Raw genomic sequence first — 19186 nt, forward strand, 5'->3', positions numbered from 1 at the left:
TTCTGCATTCCTTATGATGAAAGCATCACTAAAACGTGACCAAAACGTGCTTTATCGTCATCAGCAACTAAATATGATACAAGGCAACCGAGCGCAAGTACTACGCAAGTAGGCTTAGTGAGGTTAACGCTGTCGCTCTTTAGTTTGCCTACGACTATACTTATGTTAAGGAAAGACATGCCACAGACCAATGCTTACACTGATAACAGCTTTACATCCTCCGATTTAAAGACCATCCTGCACTCAAAACGGGCCAATATCTATTACTTGTCACATTGCCGTGTGATGCAAAAAGACGGACGTGTGCTATACCTTACTGAAGAAGACAAAGCCAACCTTTACTTTAATATCCCTATTGCCAATACCACCTCTCTCCTACTCGGTACAGGCACCTCCATTACTAATGCCGCCATGCGTCTACTATCCCAAGCGGGTGTGTTGGTAGGCTTTTGCGGTGGTGGTGGCACGCCTTTATTTATGGGCAATGATCGTGAAGTGTTTGTCGAATTGATGACGCCTCAAAGCGAGTACCGACCCACCGAATATATCCAAGGATGGATGCAATGGTGGTGGGATGATGACAAACGCTTACAAGCGGCTCAAATCATGCAAGTCGCTCGTATAGAGTTTTTACGCTCAGTATGGCGACGTGACAAGGACTTCAAACAGCATGGCTTCGACAGTAACAACGCACATATCGCAAGCTTGCTGGATGAGCATAAACGTCAAATCATGTTGCAAGATAGTGCTATGCATCTACTGCAACTGGAGGCTCGCTTAACAAAAGCGCTGTATAAATTGGCAGCACAAAATACAGAATATAGTGGTTTCACACGCGATCATGAGGGTATTGATAAAGCCAATGGGTTTCTAAATCACGGCAACTATTTGGCGTACGGCTTGGGCGCTACCACCGCTTGGGTACTCGGTATTCCGCATGGCTTTGCGGTCATGCATGGCAAGACTCGCCGCGGCGCATTGGTGTTTGATATTGCCGATATTGTCAAAGATGCGTTGGTGTTACCGCTGGCGTTTATCTGTGCCAGTGAGAACTTAAGCGAGCAGGAATTTCGACAAGAATGCCTCAATTATTTCACTCAGTATGGAGCGCTTGATGAGATGTTTGAGGTGGTTAAGGCGTTGGCGTTGAAGACGGATTGGGACTAGGCGTTTAATGTTAACTCTAAAACATAGACTTAGAATAAAGAGCCAATCCCGCTTTCACTATTACAACTTATATTTGAGATTTAGCTAGCGTAAATATTAAGATAAATAACATTCAAACTTTTATTATAGGATTAATCAATGAACGCCATACAGAATATAGATGTGAGCTTGCAAGAAATTGTTAAAAATATCTCCAAAAATAGTTATCTAATCCCAAAATTTCAACGTGACTTCGTTTGGAATAACAAAGACATTGTAGATTTAGGAGATTCTATAATTCGAGGTTATCCAATATCTTCACTATTAATAATGGCTGAAAATGGTTCATTAAAAGTTGGCTCCCATAGTCTGGTAAAAGAACATTCAAACTATAGGGATAGTATTAATCCTGAAGATGAAGTTAAATATTATGTTTTAGATGGACAACAGCGATTAACGTCTATCTCAAAGCTATTCTTAAATCTTGATTCAAAGAATGAGTATTATTTTGATTTACTATCTATACTAATAGCTGAGTTTCCTAACGACTATATTGAAAACGACGCTGGAGTCAAAGACGTATTTAGCAAATCAAAAACATCGGATATTTTCTGCCGTAGTTTCCCTATCTCGAAAGATAAAAGTGAAAAGCCAACTAGACAGAACAATAGATTTATTTCTGGAAGAAGTATTATTGAAAATAGATTTGGTTCTGTGATTAATAAGTTTTTAAGAGAATTTCGCAATGCGAATGAAGAAGATATTGACAAGTACACAGATTATTTGAGTGCTGTATTTGGCTCACTCGGAGGATATAGCATTCCTGCAACAGTCATCTCAAGAGACTCTGAATTAGGTATTGTTATCCGTGTTTTCGAAAAGGTTAATTCAACGGGCAAAAAACTTACCCTATTTGACTTGATTAATGCCAAGTCATTCCAGACTAACAATCCTAACTATTCACTAGGATTGGCTGACTACTTAACTTTTGATATCCAATCTAAAATATCACAAAATAATTTGTCTTCCAAAGCTATTGAAAGGTTCTTGAATTATAACCAAAATAGCTCAAGTTTCGAAAATCTAGGTAAAATTGTAAGAATATTTGAAGTTGCTGACTTATTAAAAAAAGGTCAAAGACCTGCTATTTTTAAATCTACTATGCTTGAAAAAAACCCAGAGTTTTGGTTTGACAACTGGAATGAAAACTCTGACCTTTTCCTAGATATTATACAGTGGGTTCATAAGGAGGGATTAAATGATATTGGTCAAACCTCCTACATTGAATACATCGTTGCGGTACTTCTAGCCAACCCTAAATCTTTTACAATCAAATCTTTTACTAACCAAATCAAAAAGTATGCATTCTATTTAACTCTTAGCTCAACACCATTCAATAAATCAAACCTTGATACCGTAGAACATATCTTTGACATATCTAAAAAGGCTGTTAAAAACCTACCCACATCTGATTTAAGTTATTCTTTAAACCTTACAGATGAGAATATTCTTCAAATCATGCCCTCAAGCTCACGTTTTTCAACCATAATCAATGCTTTTTACATTGACAAAATTAGAGGTTTATTCACGTGCGATATTACTGGAACAAGTATTAAGTCTCATGACTTTGAAGATATGGAAAAGCATCACTTCTACCCAAAATCGAAAGTAACGAACTTTACAACTAAAAGCGAGTTTAACTCTATTGCAAACTATGTGGTTATCAGTCATTTTGATAATAGAGAGGTATTTAAAGACCAATTGCCGAAAGCTTATTTGACTGAACTTCAAGCAAAGATAGGAGATACGATAAGGTTCGCCTGCCAACAGAACTTAATTGTTCTAGAACATGCTATATCTATTTCAAATGAACAAGAAGGTAAAGAGTTCTTACGACTCCGCGCACAGAAAATTGCAGAAGTTTTAAACCAAGAGTTTACTACCAAACAAGCTGATACTTTGATTTAGGACAAGGCCATGCTCGTTACTTTCGTCTCTCAATGTGAGAAAAAAGCTTTAAAGCGTACTCGTCGCATATTGGATGCTTTTGCCAATCGCATTGGCGATAATGTTTGGCAAACAGCGATTACCGAAGATGGCTTAGCGACTGTCAAGCAACTGCTTAGGGCGTCTGCAACCAAGTCAACGGCAGTAAGTTGTCATCGGATACGTACTCGTAAGAAGACTGAACTGGTTTGGATCGTGGGTAACCGTCGGAAATTTAATGAGGTGGGGATTGTCGCGGTAAATAGTACCAAACGTAACATCCTACATAGTGAATGGGAAAACGATTGGGCTTATGCTAGCAGTATTCAAATAATTGCCACTATTGCTGCACTATTGCATGATATCGGTAAATCTACCATTGGCTTTCAAAATAAACTTATAAAGGGTAGTAAATCTGGCGACCCCTATCGTCATGAATGGATATCGCTAAAATTATTCGAGTTAATGGTACAAGATTGCGAAACGGATAGCGACTGGCTCAATCGCTTGATGAATTTACCAGAATGGTTTGATAATCATGATATCGAAAAGCAATTACTATCTATAAATCCTGATACTACTATAGTCGGCAAGATGCCACCATTGGCTCAATGGGTAGCTTGGCTGATCGTTACCCATCATCGACTACCTCCACTTGATAGCGTGTATTATTCTCCAAAAAATATTGAACGATTTAAAGGCGCAAAACGTAAAGTAGATATTGAAACCGATCTAAATAAGTTTTATACCCAACTTAAACCGATAAATTATTGGGTGAAAAATCCTAAGTCTTTTGAAGATCCAAAAGAAGGTGGCATGACCCGAAAGCAGTTACAGGACTTTTGGCAATTCGACAACTTAGTCATTCATAGCCCTGTCTGGCAAAAGACAATCAAACGCTGGTCCAAAAAAGCACTTAATGACACCACTTTAATGGCATTAGCCGAGTATCGGCATCAAAACAACCAATCTATTAGCAACCCTATTTTATTACATTTATCACGTCTATGTTTAATGGTAGGCGATCATAACTACTCTAGTCTAAAAACAGATGATAAGCGTTGTCTTAATATCAATAGCACGTTTAAACACCTTGCCGCCAATACTGACCGCACTTCTAACACTCCTACTGTCAAGCAATCATTAGAAGAGCACTTGTTAGGCGTGGGGTCATTTACCGCTCATTTTGCACGCATTATGCCTATTATTGCTAGCGAGATGCCCCGTTTAAAGAATCACGATCCGCTCGCCAAACCTACAGGTCACAAGCGTTTTAAATGGCAAAATACCGCCTTTAAGATGGCGTATGTGCTTGCCGATACTACCAAAGAGCATGGATTCTTTGGGGTGAATATGGCATCAACTGGCGCAGGTAAAACTATCGGTAATGCTCGAATTATGTATGCCCTTGCTGACCCAAAAAAGGGGGCACGCTTTACTATTGCCCTAGGATTACGGGTGCTGACTCTTCAAACAGGATTAAGCTTTCGTAAAAACTTAAAGCTTAAGGGTGACAACCTTGCTATTTTAGTGGGTGGCTCAGCACATAAAAAGCTATTTGAGATGAATTTTGATAGCGAAACTAAACAAGCTACTGCTATAAACGCTGAGCTTGACACTCGTTATGACTCTCAAGCCTTTGGTAGTGAGTCTAGTGAGGAGTTGCTAGATGAAATAGTCGATAGCGATATCGATTATCAAGATTATGATGACTTAAACCTTGGTACTGTCATTGCCAGTCCCAAAGCCCGTGACTTGCTATTTGCACCCATCGTCACTTGTACCGTTGACCATATTATTCAGGCTAGTGAGTGCAAACGGGGCGGTAAACATATAGCGCCACTACTTAGACTGTTAAGTAGTGACTTAATACTGGATGAGCCAGACGACTTTGACCAAGCTGACTTGCCAGCGCTGAGCCGATTGATGCACTTAGCAGGGCTAATGGGCACAAGAGTCTTATTATCCTCTGCCACTCTGACACCAGACATGGTTACAGGGTTATTTGAAGCTTACTTAACGGGACGACAGTTATTTAACTACAGTCAAAATAAACCGACACCTCAAGTCGTCTGTGCTTGGTTTGATGAAAATGAGAAGTCAATTACTTCACAGCAATGTACAGATATCTCAAGTTTTTATAAGGGGCATAGTGGCTTTAGTGAAAAGCGAGCCACTTATTTAGCGAGCCAACCTGTACGGCGTAAAGCTGAGATTTTACCTTTACACTTAACTTACAGCCGAGATAAAGAAGATAAGTTTTACTGTGAATTGGCTCAGTGCATAGTTGATGGGGCCATTAAACTTCATTCAGATCACCATAATATAAACCCAAATAATCAAAATCATAACTCCAGCCAAAAAGTTAGCATAGGATTGGTTCGGATTGCTAATGTAAATAACATTACTTCTATCGCTAAACAGCTACTTTTAGCAAATAAATCGCAATCAAACGGTATTCAAGTTCCTAACGATACTGTCATTCATGTCACCTGTTATCACGCCAAGCAACTATTAATACTGCGTAATAGCTTAGAGAATAAGCTTGACCGTATCCTAGACCGTACGGATGAATCGGTTACTATTTTTGACCAACCTGAGATTAAACAAACATTAGAACCGAACCCTGCGATTAACCATATTTTTATGGTGCTTGCTACGCCCGTTGCAGAGGTAGGGCGAGATCATGATTACGACTGGGCAATTGTAGAACCCTCATCCATGCGCTCTATCATTCAATTGGCAGGGCGAGTATGGCGACATCGTCCTGACAAAGTCGCTACCACGCCCAATATTTTGTTGATGCAATATAACTTACGCTTTTTCAAACGCTACAACGATAAGTCACTGGTATTCACACGCCCAGGTTTTGAGACCACTGATATTGGTCCTAAAGGTTATAACTTAGAAAATTTAATCACGGCTGAGCAACTCGCCCATGTGGATGCTCGACCTCGTATCGTTGGATCTCATGACAAGACCAAAATAGCTGACAAAGCTGAGTTGAGTAATAAAGAGGTTGAAACGCTAAGTGAGCTTGAACATCAAGTGATGCGGTCATTGTTAAATAGTCCTGAACTTAACTACGTCAATGCTTACTGGGATGGTAAAGCCAATTCGCATCGGGCGCACACTCACTTGCAACAAATCACGCCTTTTAGAGCGGGTACACCGCAAGACGATTGGTTACTGATTCCAAGAATGGTCAATGACAATGAGGAGACAAGTATTCCGAGTGAGGGCATAGATGCGTATCTAAGTGAAGATGTATTTGATAAAGGATTAAAGTACGCCAGTCCACATAATAAAGAGGTACAGGTTAGGGACTTTGAGTTTTCTCACCCCTATATAAAACCTTGGCTAATGACAAGTCTTGAGGAAGAGTTACAACAGTTACATGACAAACAGCCTGATAAAAGCCTACGCTCACTAGCGATTACTTATTCGTCCGTATCACTGGATAGAAATACGCTGAATAATAACCGAGGATGGGCATTTCATCCCTTTTTTGGATTCATGAGGTTGTAGGTCATTTTAAACTTGTTGCAACACCATAATATGTCGAATGACTTCATTAATATGGCGCTTGGTTTCGGCATCTTGAGTCGATAACCATTCAGCAACATCGGCTTCTAAAATCTGATCGCGTAAAGACTGACTCGATGAAACGACTGGCCCTCTAATAGCCCCTGACCAATCTGTACTTTCAGGGATGTCTGAGTAATCAATTTCTGAGTCAGGCATAGCGTCGAGCTTGGCTAAGCGTTCGATTTGTTCAGCCGTTAAGGTCGGCTTGTTAGTAACCTCGTGTTTTTGCATGCTCATAAGCCCTCTTTTCCGTTTTATTTGCTTTACGTGCGCTGATAATGCGGATGACTTCTTGGTTGTCGTCATCACGATGGGTATAGGCTACGAATAAGATTGTTACACCGTTAACCGTACCCAATGCTTGCCAACGCTCTTCTTCAACAATATTGGCATAACGAGAGTCAATTTTTCTCAGGCATAGTGGGTCGAAAAACACCCCCGTTACCTCTTCAAAGGCAATCTTATGTTTTTGAATATTTAATTGGTTCTTAGCATCGTCCCATTCAAATAACATAAGTTACCTAGTGGTTTATAAGTCACCTATGCGGTGATAAAGAGTACTGAATAAGATTTATATCATTTTCTAAGACTTCTATGCGAAGTACTATTATTATATCATTAGTTTAAATATATTAATATTTATATCATGGTTGCATTCTTTTAAGTAGTCTGTTTTAATGTATTTAGTTCGAAGAAAATATTAAATTAGTTTATCTAATCATCAATGAAAGGACTATCAAAATGACCAGAAAAACTCATCACGTTGTACCGAACCCAAAGGGTGGTTGGGACTCAAAAAAAGGGGGTGGTAAACGGGCTATAAAGCATCACGATACAAAAGCTGAAGCTGTAAGTTTTACTCGTGAAATCAGCCATAACCAAAAATCTGAATTAGTCATTCATAAGAAAGACGGTACAATTCAGAATTCTGACAGCCATGGTAATGACCCTTGTCCTCCTAGAGATAAGCGTTAGCTTTATATTTTAATAAAATTAGGAGATTAACTATGGATAGAATTCCCTCAGAACTGGCAAAGAATGCTGTTCAAGCATTTTTAAACAGTTTATACGACAAAAAAACCGAAAAAGAACAAAAGCAACTAGCCAAGGCCATCGAAGACAATGACAGTGACAAAATTAGCCAACTTAACGAAGCGTTATCGATTGCTAAAGAAAAATATAGTAAAGCGTCTTGGCTAACAGATGCCTCAAGCCGTATGGCTAAACAGCTTAACTTTGGCACTCATATTTCTAAAGGCATTCATCCTGATGCCAAGGGTGATAATGTTAGCTTTACGCATTCTACCTACTTATCTAAGACGCTTGTCGGCACGCATTCAATAAATAGTAGCTATATTGATGCTAATGGCAATGCAGCCGCCCTACCCTTAGCGTCATTTTTTGATTTTGACGTTTCTGATGGTTTAAAAGTTCGTGATCTTATTTTGTCGGATAATAGCGACTTTATTAGGTCGCTTGATGACGATGAGGATACAGCTAAAAGCTACCACTTAGCATTCAAGAATGCGCTTCAAAATGTCATTACTGAACCTGCCACTCATGAACGCAACAAACAAACCTTATGGGCGTTAAATGCTTATAGTTCGGATAGCATTGACGGCATCGATTATATCAATATCATTCCGCTCTACCCCTCTGTACTTACTTATGAGATATATCAACGTATTAATCATCTAAAATTCTCAGATGAAAACAAATTAGCAAGAGACAACCGCTTCAAAAAAAATGCCGAGCAAATGCCGTATGTCAGTTTAAATAATTTAGCGACCGTTCAATTGGGCGGTACAAAACCGCAAAACGTTAGCTTATTAATGAGCAAACAAGGCGGACGTAATTATCTACTACCCTCCCTACCTCCACAAATTAATTTCACTGAGCACACCTTTAAGCCCTCTAAGTTCGCCGAAAGTATATTCTCCAAATCCCTTGCCAATAAGGTTAACCCTATTTTGCAAGACGTGTATAAAGTAGTCGATACGATACCAAACAATGTCAGCATTCGAGATGCTCGTAAAAAAGCGATGGATGAAATTTTAAATCGCTTGTTTGAATTTGCCGATTATATGCGTAACGAACTAGTAGCAGGCTGGACAATAGATTATGCCCTTGATGATGTTGAAGCGTTTTGGCTTGATCCTAAACGTGCAGATTTGCCTGAGCAAGAAGAATGGAAGGCAAAACGTGAAGACCCTAATAATGAATGGGAGAAAGAGATCATTCATAGGTTTGCACGATGGATTAACGCTTTAATGCAAGCCAAATTTGATGATATACGCACAGACTTTGCCGATCCTGAACATAATGAGTGGGAGCGTGAGATTGAAGCTATGAAAAGTGCCTATGAGCGAGCAGGAAAAGGAGTATTTTTATGAATGTACCATCGTTTGATATGCCAACCCAACCCTCTCGCCTAAAAACGGGCATTGACAATAGCCACCAAAATAAATCGCCTATTGGCTACTTATTGTTTAAAAAGGTGGTCATTGAAGGCGCTAATGCGATATCTAGTCCAATTACCTATGGCTTTCCAGCCATTACAGGATTTTTGGGAGGCTTTCATGCCATGTCTCGTAAAATGGCAAGTTTTGAGGAATTGACTGAGGTGTCTTTAGGCGGTGTACTACTCGCTTGTTATGAATGCACACCGCATACCTATCGTGACAAACCCTATAGCAACTACACTTTTAATCAAACCCGCAATCCTATAAAAAAGGACGGCAAAACAGCTTCGATTATTGAAGAGGGTAAATGCCGACTGGTCATGAGCTTTGTGGTTGAAGTCTTTGCAGACAGCCGACTGTCTGAAATGACCATAGAATTATTAACTAAGCAAAGCAAGCAATGGATTCAACAACAGCGTATGGCGGGCGGTAGCGTGTTTGGTATTGACCGCTTTAACCCTGTGCAATATTTTGACTCTGATGATATTGATGCCGTTGTTCCGCATCTGTTACCTGCATTTGTGTTAATGGAAGCTAAGCGAGAATTTAGTGAGATTATAGATGCCGTACAACAAGATAACCCTGACGCTACTCCATTAGATGCCCTAATTGATGTGGTTACGCTACACCATATTCCTGAAATTAAGCCGAATGGTGATACTAAATGGATAACCACCTCACGTAAAACAGGTCATGGCTGGCTTGTGCCCATGCCTGTTGGCTATCAAGGCATATCAGAGCTTTACGACGCTAGCATGATGCAAAATGTGCGTAATCCTGAATATCCTAGCCAATATGTGGAAGCCATTTATGGGCTGGGAAAATGGGTCTATCCCCAACGATTAGGCGGTGCTCAAAGCGAATACGACCTTATCAAAGCGTTTTGGCGCTACAAGCACGACAAAGACAACAACCTCTACTTAGTTACTCAACAAAGGGACAACTAGCGTCGAGTTTTCACCCATAAATTAAATTTAACTTAACGACCTTTAATTAATAACTAACCACCATCGCAAGGAGCAACACCATGAGTAAAACAGCCTCTAAACTAAAAACCGCAAGTGTATTGGCATTTGAGCGTAACCTTGATATCTCTGATGCTTTCTTTTCTCAAATGGATAGCGCTTCTAAAAATAGCCAGACCAAACCCGTGAATATTAAAGAAAAGTCAGTGCGAGGAACAATCAGTAATCGTCTTAAAAATGCAATTACCAATGACCCTGCCAAACTGGATGCAGAAATTGAAAAAGCCAACCTACAACGTGTTGACTCTGCCGCACTTGATGAAGATTGCGATACGTTAGTCGTAAGTTGGAGCTGTAAGGTATTGCCATTTACAGGTAAGCCATCTGTTTGTAATGACCAGGATTATCAGCAAGCCTTGCAAGCTACTGTACAGGACTATTTAAACGCACATGGTGTTGGGGAGCTGGCACGTCGTTATGCGATTAATATTGCCAATGCACGTTGGTTATGGCGCAATCGTGTGGGTTCAGAAAGTATTGATGTTCAGGTTAAGTGCGAAATTAATGGCACATCTCATGAATTTAGCTTTGATGCCAAATCATTATCACTCAAAAACTTTGATACAGACAATAGTGATATTAAAGAATTAGCCAAATTGATTGAACAAGGCCTAAATGATAATGCTTTTGTGATTTTATATATCAAAGCTTTAGCTAAATTGGGCTACGGTCAAGAGGTCTATCCTTCTCAAGAATTGGTACTTGATACAGGCACGAGAAAATCTAAAGAGCTATATCAAATTAACGGTAAAGCGGGTATGCATTCGCAGAAAATTGGCAACGCCATTCGCACCATTGACACCTGGTATCCTGCCTACGGCGATAACGAGTTTCCTATCGCTATCGAACCCTATGGTGCGGTTACTACGTTAGGCTCTGCATTCCGCCAACCAAAAGAGAAAATGGACTTTTATAGCCTATTTGATAACTGGGTATTAAAAGGCGAAGCGCCAGAGATTAATCATCAACATTATGTGATGGGTGTACTCATCCGTGGCGGCGTGTTTGGTGCTAGTGGTAAGGAGTAACTGATGAGTGATTCAACGTTAAGCCTTACCCATTACCAAGAAATCACTATCCTACCCGACCCTGAAATAACGGCTTACTTCATTTGGAGTAAGCTATATAACCAGCTTCATATTGCATTAGCTGATGTAAAAAATACACACGGTATTGAATCGATTGGCGTGAGTTTTCCTGATTATCATTTTGATAGTAAAAATGGTAAATCGTCTAAGCTCGGTACCAAACTACGTATTTTTGCACCCAATAAAGAGGATTTAACCAAGCTCGATTTGAATAAATGGTTAGATCGCTTAACCGACTATGTGCATATCAAGCCGATTAAAGATGTGCCAAGTGATATAAAAGGCTACGTCAGCGTGCATCGTTATCGCTTTAAACCTGTCGAAGTACAAGCGCAATCTCTAGCTGAGAAGCTAAGTATTGGATTTGATGACGCAATGGCAACAGTAGCTAAACGCGCGCCTGAAAAGTCAGTGCCTTATATTAGGTTAATGAGCGAAACCAATAAATCACCTTACTTACTTAAAGTGTTACAACAACCTGCTGATAAACCAAAAGCGGGAAAGTTTAGTACTTACGGTATGAATGGCATGCGTGACAAAGTGACTGTCCCGCACTGGTAAAATCGTGATTAAACTGGTCATGACGAGTGACCCAAAAAGAGGATGTAAAAACCCTTTTTTTGAACTACTTAAAAACTTGTAATAAAATCAAATAGTTATAACAGGGGTAAAAATGGAGGGTAAAAATAGGGTTTTTGCCCTCTAAGCTTTGGTATAACTACTTTTTTTGAGGTATAATTCCTCTTGCCCACCGCACAGGTGGCTTAGAAAAAACGGTACGTTAATTTTTAAATGGAACGAGACTTGCCCACCGCACAGGTGGCTTAGAAAACAGGGGACGGTGCAGTCAAAAGAGGCTTACGCTTGCCCACCGCACAGGTGGCTTAGAAATTGGGCTTATCAAACAAAAAGGGAGTCTAGCACTTGCCCACCGCACAGGTGGCTTAGAAATAGATAATACTGAGTAACTACCCCGACTCCCTCTTGCCCACCGCACAGGTGGCTTAGAAAAAAAAAATCATAAAACTGTAGAGCTATTTTTGCTTGCCCACCGCACAGGTGGCTTAGAAATGTCCACCGCAAGCCCATACCATACAACAATACTTGCCCACCGCACAGGTGGCTTAGAAATCTGCTACCCTACTATCATTTACCGCTTTAAACTTGCCCACCGCACAGGTGGCTTAGAAATAGTATCAAAGTTACTGTTGCCATGATCGCTACTTGCCCACCGCACAGGTGGCTTAGAAAAAGACAATACCGCCATCTTCTTCGATGTATTTCTTGCCCACCGCACAGGTGGCTTAGAAACTACCCGAAGATAGGAGAGTTTATATCTTATCCTTGCCCACCGCACAGGTGGCTTAGAAATGTGCTATCACCTCTTTTCTTTTCAAATCGTACTTGCCCACCGCACAGGTGGCTTAGAAATTACACCTGTTCAGCTGGTGCAAAGGGGCAAACTTGCCCACCGCACAGGTGGCTTAGAAATTGGATCACTGCGCCATCAATCTCGTTACCATCTTGCCCACCGCACAGGTGGCTTAGAAAGGAGGCTTAAAGCCTTTAGTCAAAAAGGGGTCCTTGCCCACCGCACAGGTGGCTTAGAAAAATAAAATTCACCGTTTTACCTACCCACCAGTCTTGCCCACCGCACAGGTGGCTTAGAAAATCAAACTTAATAGACGGAATAATATTTGATACTTGCCCACCGCACAGGTGGCTTAGAAAATTTACAAACATTTCTTTAAGTGCTTTTTTGACTTGCCCACCGCACAGGTGGCTTAGAAAAGAGCCAAATTTGCTTTAAAATCTTCTAACTCCTTGCCCACCGCACAGGTGGCTTAGAAAACCTTGTTTAACACCTAAATCATTCACATAGTCTTGCCCACCGCACAGGTGGCTTAGAAATGTTAACTCTACTCAGCAAATCATGGCCGCTTCTTGCCCACCGCACAGGTGGCTTAGAAAATTGGATTGTCTTTGAGCCACTTCCATTCTCGCTTGCCCACCGCACAGGTGGCTTAGAAACTATTCAAAGGGACACTGAGCGTCATGCAAGACTTGCCCACCGCACAGGTGGCTTAGAAATTTTTGAGGATTCTAACTCATGAGCTCAATTACTTGCCCACCGCACAGGTGGCTTAGAAAAATAAAATTCACCGTTTTACCTGCCCACCAATCTTGCCCACCGCACAGGTGGCTTAGAAACAAAACGTGACGATTAGAGCAGCAGTTATAGTCTTGCCCACCGCACAGGTGGCTTAGAAAGCAGTGGTCATAAGCTAAATCAAACTTAGCTTCTTGCCCACCGCACAGGTGGCTTAGAAAAGTTAGTAATAGCTTGAGGCGATACATTCAACCTTGCCCACCGCACAGGTGGCTTAGAAATTTAATTCAATTAAAACTTGATCTGATGCACTCTTGCCCACCGCACAGGTGGCTTAGAAAAAAGGGTTTACCGCCGTCAACTACGGTATCAACTTGCCCACCGCACAGGTGGCTTAGAAAACCGATACCGGTTATCGCAGGATGACCATAACCTTGCCCACCGCACAGGTGGCTTAGAAATAAAAGTCTGACGTTGTGGGCTAAGTTTGACGCTTGCCCACCGCACAGGTGGCTTAGAAAATTAATACAACACTACGCAAACGGCAAATTTGCTTGCCCACCGCACAGGTGGCTTAGAAATTGATGTATGACCATATCCAATAGTCCAGACGCTTGCCCACCGCACAGGTGGCTTAGAAATCAAACTCTTGACACTCTGCACACCTTGTAACCTTGCCCACCGCACAGGTGGCTTAGAAAAAAGCCCTCTATGCACATGCGCGTCGCGAATACTTGCCCACCGCACAGGTGGCTTAGAAAGTAACTTTCTACCACCCGACAGGCAACCCCCTCTTGCCCACCGCACAGGTGGCTTAGAAACAAAAAGGCCACTTTCTGGCCGATGGGGTCGCCTTGCCCACCGCACAGGTGGCTTAGAAATGATTGAAAGCTGTTTTGTATGGTCCTGTACTTCTTGCCCACCGCATAGGTGACTTAGAAAATCAAGTGATACTGGCAGCTTTATAAAATTGCCTTCATCACCGCATAGGTGACTTAGAAAAAGCAATAGCAGGGTCTAGCTCATTGCCGTGTCTTCATCACCGCATAGGTGACTTAGAAAATTTAGATGACGCTACAGCTGATGAGCGTAAACTTCATCACCGCATAGGTGACTTAGAAAATTTAGATGACGCTACAGCTGATGAGCGTAAACTTCATCACCGCATAGGTGACTTAGAAACACCTGCGCACTTGCCGACCACTAGAAACGCCCTTCATCACCGCATAGGTGACTTAGAAATATATTCATGTTGCGAATGTCTAGCAGCTCTACTTCATCACCGCATAGGTGACTTAGAAATAGGTCCAATTCTGCTAATTGTCTTAAATTCATCTTCATCACCGCATAGGTGACTTAGAAAGAGATTAGCGAGTGATGTTGTTGATGTGTTTACTTCATCACCGCATAGGTGACTTAGAAATGCCCCAAATCAAACCACATCAAAAACAACAACTTCATCACCGCATAGGTGACTTAGAAATATTGGCGGTTATACGACATTAGAATCAACAGCTTCATCACCGCATAGGTGACTTAGAAATTTCAACCGATTTATACTTTTCTATTTGATTGCTTCATCACCGCATAGGTGACTTAGAAAAGACAAATCAGGCGGACACAGTGAAGCCGCTGCTTCATCACCGCATAGGTGACTTAGAAATCTAGGCTGTTAGCTTCGGGTATCGTAATAACCTTCATCACCGCACAGGTGGCTTAGAAATGTTAGAAAGTATCGGTTGCTTAAAGGCAAAACTTTCACACCGCACAGGTGGCTTAGAAATATCTGGGTAGAAGACATACGATTGATCGATCCTTTCACAACGCACAGGTGGCTTAGAAATGTCAATAGTCGTCACTGATGCTGCTAGCTTTCTTTCACACCGCACAGGTGGCTTAGAAAATCATTAAGTCGTGACAGTGCTACCTTAGTCGTCTTTCACACCGCACAGGTGGCTTAGAAACAGTACAGGTTGGGGCGTTAAGTCTTTTATGTCTTTCACACCGCACAGGTGGCTTAGAAATAGTACGTGCGGGGCTATTTCGGCCATTTCCGCTTTCACACCGCACAGGTGGCTTAGAAAAATAGGCCCGGTGAACGCTGCTATTGCCATAACTTTCACACCGCACAGGTGGCTTAGAAAAGTTTGACGAGCTTGTCACATGGCGCGACAATCTTTCACACCGCACAGGTGGCTTAGAAACAAAGCCCCGCAAAGAAGTCGACTAGCGCCGACTTTCACACCGCACAGGTGGCTTAGAAAGCCCAAAAGGAAACGCGGCGAGCCACAATTACCGCTTTCACACCGCACAGGTGGCTTAGAAATCGATTTAATATCGATAACGAAGATTGGTCTCACTTTCACACCGCACAGGTGGCTTAGAAATCTAGAATAGATGATTTTGATACAGAGACCAACTTGCCCACCGCACAGGTGGCTTAGAAACGTGGTCTACTAGCACATATCCTCTGATAAATCTTGCCCACCGCACAGGTGGCTTAGAAACAAAATCGAACTTGAGGGTGAAAAAGTGCCCTCTTGCCCACCGCACAGGTGGCTTAGAAATAGCGCCCCTGCCAATGATGACATAGACGAGACTTGCCCACCGCACAGGTGGCTTAGAAATCCACCATCAACGCCAAGAGTAATAACTTCACCTTGCCCACCGCACAGGTGGCTTAGAAAGTTTTACTTATCGTCGGGTGTGACGCCATCCACTTGCCCACCGCACAGGTGGCTTAGAAAATAAAAAAGCCCCTAGCAAGTGCTAAGGGCTTCTTGCCCACCGCACAGGTGACTTAGAAAACGTCCAATCCTGCGGCTTGCGCAAGATCGTTACTTCATCACCGCATAGGTGACTTAGAAAATTTGGGGTGATGCAGTAGTAGCTATCTGCCACTTCATCACCGCATAGGTGACTTAGAAAACGCACTGGGTCAGTTATGTTGAGTCGATAGATCTTCATCACCGCATAGGTGACTTAGAAATCTTGACTTTGATGTTATCAAAAACGCCGCGACTTCATCACCGCATAGGTGACTTAGAAATTACGTTTTGCTTCAAGTTTGGCTTGTTCTGCCTTCATCACCGCATAGGTGACTTAGAAAAAGCGTTAAATGACGGTTTTATAACTACTACACTTCATCACCGCATAGGTGACTTAGAAAACTAAAATAGTTCCAGACAGCGGCAAATGCTCCTTCATCACCGCATAGGTGACTTAGAAAATGCTTACACGCAATGGTGTAAGCATGAAGGCCTTCATCACCGCATAGGTGACTTAGAAAATTTGCACGGTGACTTGTCCATTATCTTGAGACTTCATCACCGCATAGGTGACTTAAAAATGGTAGTTTGATTGCTCTATTTGTCTGGCTTTCTTCATCACCGCATAGGTGACTTAGAAAGTCTTGATGTCCAATGGAGAGATTTTTAGTACCTTCATCACCGCATAGGTGACTTAGAAATGTTTGCTGTAAGTGCGGTGCAAATTAACACTCTTCATCACCGCACAGGTGACTTATGAGAGCCGTTAAAAAATTGCACTGCAATTTTAGGCTCGCAAGAGAAAATCCCTTAAAGGGGATTTTCTGAGAGTTATGCTTTACGTAATAAGTTTTAAAATATATATCACCGCATAGGTGACTTAGAAAATTCACATCTTTTTTAATCGTAAAATGGTGATCTTCATCACCGCATAGGTGACTTAGAAATGACCCGATAGCCATGCGCTGTAGTCTAATGACTTCATCACCGCATAGGTGACTTAGAAACCCATCATTAGTCAGGTCACCCAAGGTCGCACCTTCATCACCGCACAGGTGACTTAGAAACTAAACATTTGCCGGACAGTCAAGCAGGCCATCTTCATCACCGCACAGGTGACTTAGAAAGCCAACAAGTCGCTAAAGTCAGTTATCTGTAGCTTCATCACCGCACAGGGTGACTTAGAAACTCAAATTATTGACTACAAAGAAGCGTGTGATCTTCATCACCGCACAGGTGACTTAGAAATTGGGTTTGCGATAACTCGCTTACGTTGGCACCTTCATCACCGCACAGGTGACTTATGAGAGCCGTTAAAAAATTGCACTGCAATTTTAGGCTCGCAAGAGAAAATCCCTTAAAGGGGATTTTCTGAGAGTTATGCTTTACGTAATAAGTTTTAAAATATATATCACCGCATAGGTGACTTAGAAAAGTCCACGTTGGGTGATGCTGGCAACAAAGAACTTCATCACCGCATAGGTGACTTAGAAAGTCAACGATGTAAATGTATTTAGAATGTGATTCTTCATCACCGCATAGGTGACTTAGAAATTGCCATTAGCTTGGTCATAGTTACGCACACCCTTCATCACCGCATAGGTGACTTATGAGAGCCGTTAAAAAATTGCACTGCAATTTTAGGCTCGCAAGAGAAAATCCCTTAAAAGGGATTTTCTGAGAGTTATGCTTACGTAATGAGTTTTAAAATATATATCAACGCATAGGTGACTTAGAAATTCGACTTTATCAATGCCGTTGGTAGGTAGCTCTTCATCACCGCATAGGTGACTTATGAGAGCCGTTAAAACCAATTATTTAAACAGCCACTGCAATTTATACTTCGAGCATACCTCTACGTCTTGCGCTTCGGGCAAGCGTGTCCCACACGCTTGCTCACCCTCGCTCACACAAGAGAAAATCCCATAATAGGTGAGAACCCTTAAAACAAAGCACTGCTTTGTTGGGTTCAAAAAAATACTTATTTTAAAGTTATACTTTTGTTATGAGCTTTAAAAGATATATCACAGTACAGGACGGCTTAGGAAATAAGACAACTTAAGGAAGTGTGACGACTTAAAACATTCGTATTAAGAATGAGATAGGAGTCGGGAGGGGCGGTTTAGCCTCGATTGCAGCAGATATACTGCTAGGGTTGGCATACTGCGATGCTAGGTATTGACGTGGCGCACGGAGTAAGCGACACGGCAAACCTTAGCAATCGCATTGCCAACGCTCGCAGATAGTAGCGTAAAGCGAGAGTTGCTACTGCTTCACTATATTGGCGTCAAAAGTTAAGGCGTTGCACTCATTATTTGTTCGTCAGTCAGCTGTCATTAAACACCGCTAAGCTCAATTCTTAGCTCTTCAATACTGGGTAGCTTGTGGAAGTTTATCACGGTCACCTCCCCCAAACGTCGACGCCCAAGAGCGGCATTGGCATCTAAGGTCAGCATCGCAACTTTTTTGGCATTACGCTCTAGTATTAAGTGCTGCTCACGTAAGATGGCATTAAAGTCTGGGAAGTGCTTGGCAATTTGTTTTTTTAGCTTGACCAGTTGCGTCTTAGGCGCATTACTAAACGCGCCAGATTGGCTTTGAAACTTGAACCTTTTGGACTCGCCTTTTTGGTTCTTTTTATAACTGGCCTTCTGCTTTTTAGGATTGGGCTTTTTAGAATTGGGTTTGCTCGGATAGGCTGCATTGGGTTTCGCAGTTGTTGCTTTTGGCTTGATAAAAAAGGCGATAGCAAACAACACGAAAGTGATGAGCAACACTACCCCAAGCAATGTACTGCCACTGAATATCTGATTCATACATCCTCCAAATAGTGATGTGTAGTAAGAGGCGAACCCAAACGGATGGTTGTCAGCGAACGACTTATGTGCGTCGGTATTGACACTGATTGATGACCTTACTACAGTCCTTGTAACGATTTTAACCCTTTTTTATAAAATAACCTATCTTTGTTAGACTCGATTAGGCGCACTCAAGCTTTTATTTGTCGTATTTA

The 19186-nt window shown here is 41.7% G+C and carries 11 protein-coding genes; 8 read left to right on the forward strand and 3 right to left on the reverse strand.

Features of this window, described 5'->3' with window-relative positions; all coding sequences use genetic code 11:
* The first annotated feature begins 177 nt into the window (after window positions 1-177).
* From cas1f to cas3f, 3 genes are all read left to right on the forward strand, one after another.
* On the forward strand, window positions 178-1167 hold the full coding sequence (cas1f, locus tag AC21OG_RS01400; RefSeq protein ID WP_487377505.1) for a type I-F CRISPR-associated endonuclease Cas1f: 990 nt from the start codon (window positions 178-180) through the stop codon (window positions 1165-1167).
* A gap of 138 nt (window positions 1168-1305) precedes the next feature.
* Window positions 1306-3114, forward strand: a complete 1809-nt coding sequence (locus tag AC21OG_RS01405) for a DUF262 domain-containing protein (protein WP_487377507.1) — start codon at window positions 1306-1308, stop codon at window positions 3112-3114.
* Window positions 3115-3123: 9 nt separating this feature from the next.
* On the forward strand, window positions 3124-6660 hold the full coding sequence (cas3f, locus tag AC21OG_RS01410; RefSeq protein ID WP_487377508.1) for a type I-F CRISPR-associated helicase Cas3f: 3537 nt from the start codon (window positions 3124-3126) through the stop codon (window positions 6658-6660).
* A 6-nt stretch (window positions 6661-6666) separates the two neighbouring features.
* Here the strand turns inward: cas3f and AC21OG_RS01415 are convergent, their stop codons facing one another.
* Window positions 6667-6957 (reverse strand): hypothetical protein, encoded by a 291-nt coding sequence (locus AC21OG_RS01415; protein ID WP_487377509.1) that lies wholly within the window; start codon window positions 6955-6957, stop codon window positions 6667-6669.
* Window positions 6929-7234, reverse strand: coding sequence for a BrnT family toxin (locus AC21OG_RS01420; RefSeq protein WP_487377510.1), 306 nt, complete (start codon window positions 7232-7234; stop codon window positions 6929-6931). The genes AC21OG_RS01415 and AC21OG_RS01420 overlap by 29 nt, the downstream gene beginning before the upstream one ends.
* 227 nt (window positions 7235-7461) lie before the next feature.
* Between AC21OG_RS01420 and AC21OG_RS01425 the strand changes: the two genes are divergently transcribed.
* The 5 genes from AC21OG_RS01425 to cas6f all read left to right on the forward strand — a co-directional run bounded on the left by AC21OG_RS01425 (window position 7462) and on the right by cas6f (window position 11856).
* Window positions 7462-7695: a DUF2188 domain-containing protein gene (locus AC21OG_RS01425; RefSeq protein WP_487377511.1), complete on the forward strand. Its 234-nt coding sequence runs from the start codon at window positions 7462-7464 to the stop codon at window positions 7693-7695.
* A 32-nt stretch (window positions 7696-7727) separates the two neighbouring features.
* Window positions 7728-9113 carry a type I-F CRISPR-associated protein Csy1 gene (csy1, locus tag AC21OG_RS01430; RefSeq protein WP_487377512.1) on the forward strand — a complete coding sequence of 462 codons (1386 nt, stop codon included), beginning with the start codon at window positions 7728-7730 and terminating at the stop codon, window positions 9111-9113.
* Entirely contained in the window at window positions 9110-10129 is a 1020-nt protein-coding gene (gene csy2 / locus AC21OG_RS01435) for a type I-F CRISPR-associated protein Csy2 (RefSeq protein ID WP_487377513.1), read from the forward strand. Before csy1 ends, csy2 begins: the two co-directional genes overlap by 4 nt.
* An 80-nt stretch (window positions 10130-10209) precedes the next feature.
* Window positions 10210-11235 (forward strand): type I-F CRISPR-associated protein Csy3, encoded by a 1026-nt coding sequence (csy3, locus tag AC21OG_RS01440; protein WP_487377515.1) that lies wholly within the window; start codon window positions 10210-10212, stop codon window positions 11233-11235.
* A gap of 3 nt (window positions 11236-11238) precedes the next feature.
* On the forward strand, window positions 11239-11856 hold the full coding sequence (gene cas6f, locus AC21OG_RS01445; protein ID WP_487377517.1) for a type I-F CRISPR-associated endoribonuclease Cas6/Csy4: 618 nt from the start codon (window positions 11239-11241) through the stop codon (window positions 11854-11856).
* 6653 nt (window positions 11857-18509) lie between these two features.
* Here the strand turns inward: cas6f and AC21OG_RS01450 are convergent.
* Complete coding sequence (locus tag AC21OG_RS01450; protein ID WP_487377519.1) at window positions 18510-18989, reverse strand: hypothetical protein; 480 nt, start codon at window positions 18987-18989, stop codon at window positions 18510-18512.
* Between the last annotated feature and the right edge of the window lie 197 nt (window positions 18990-19186).

It is taken from the genome of Psychrobacter sp. CX5 (genome assembly GCF_057621535.2).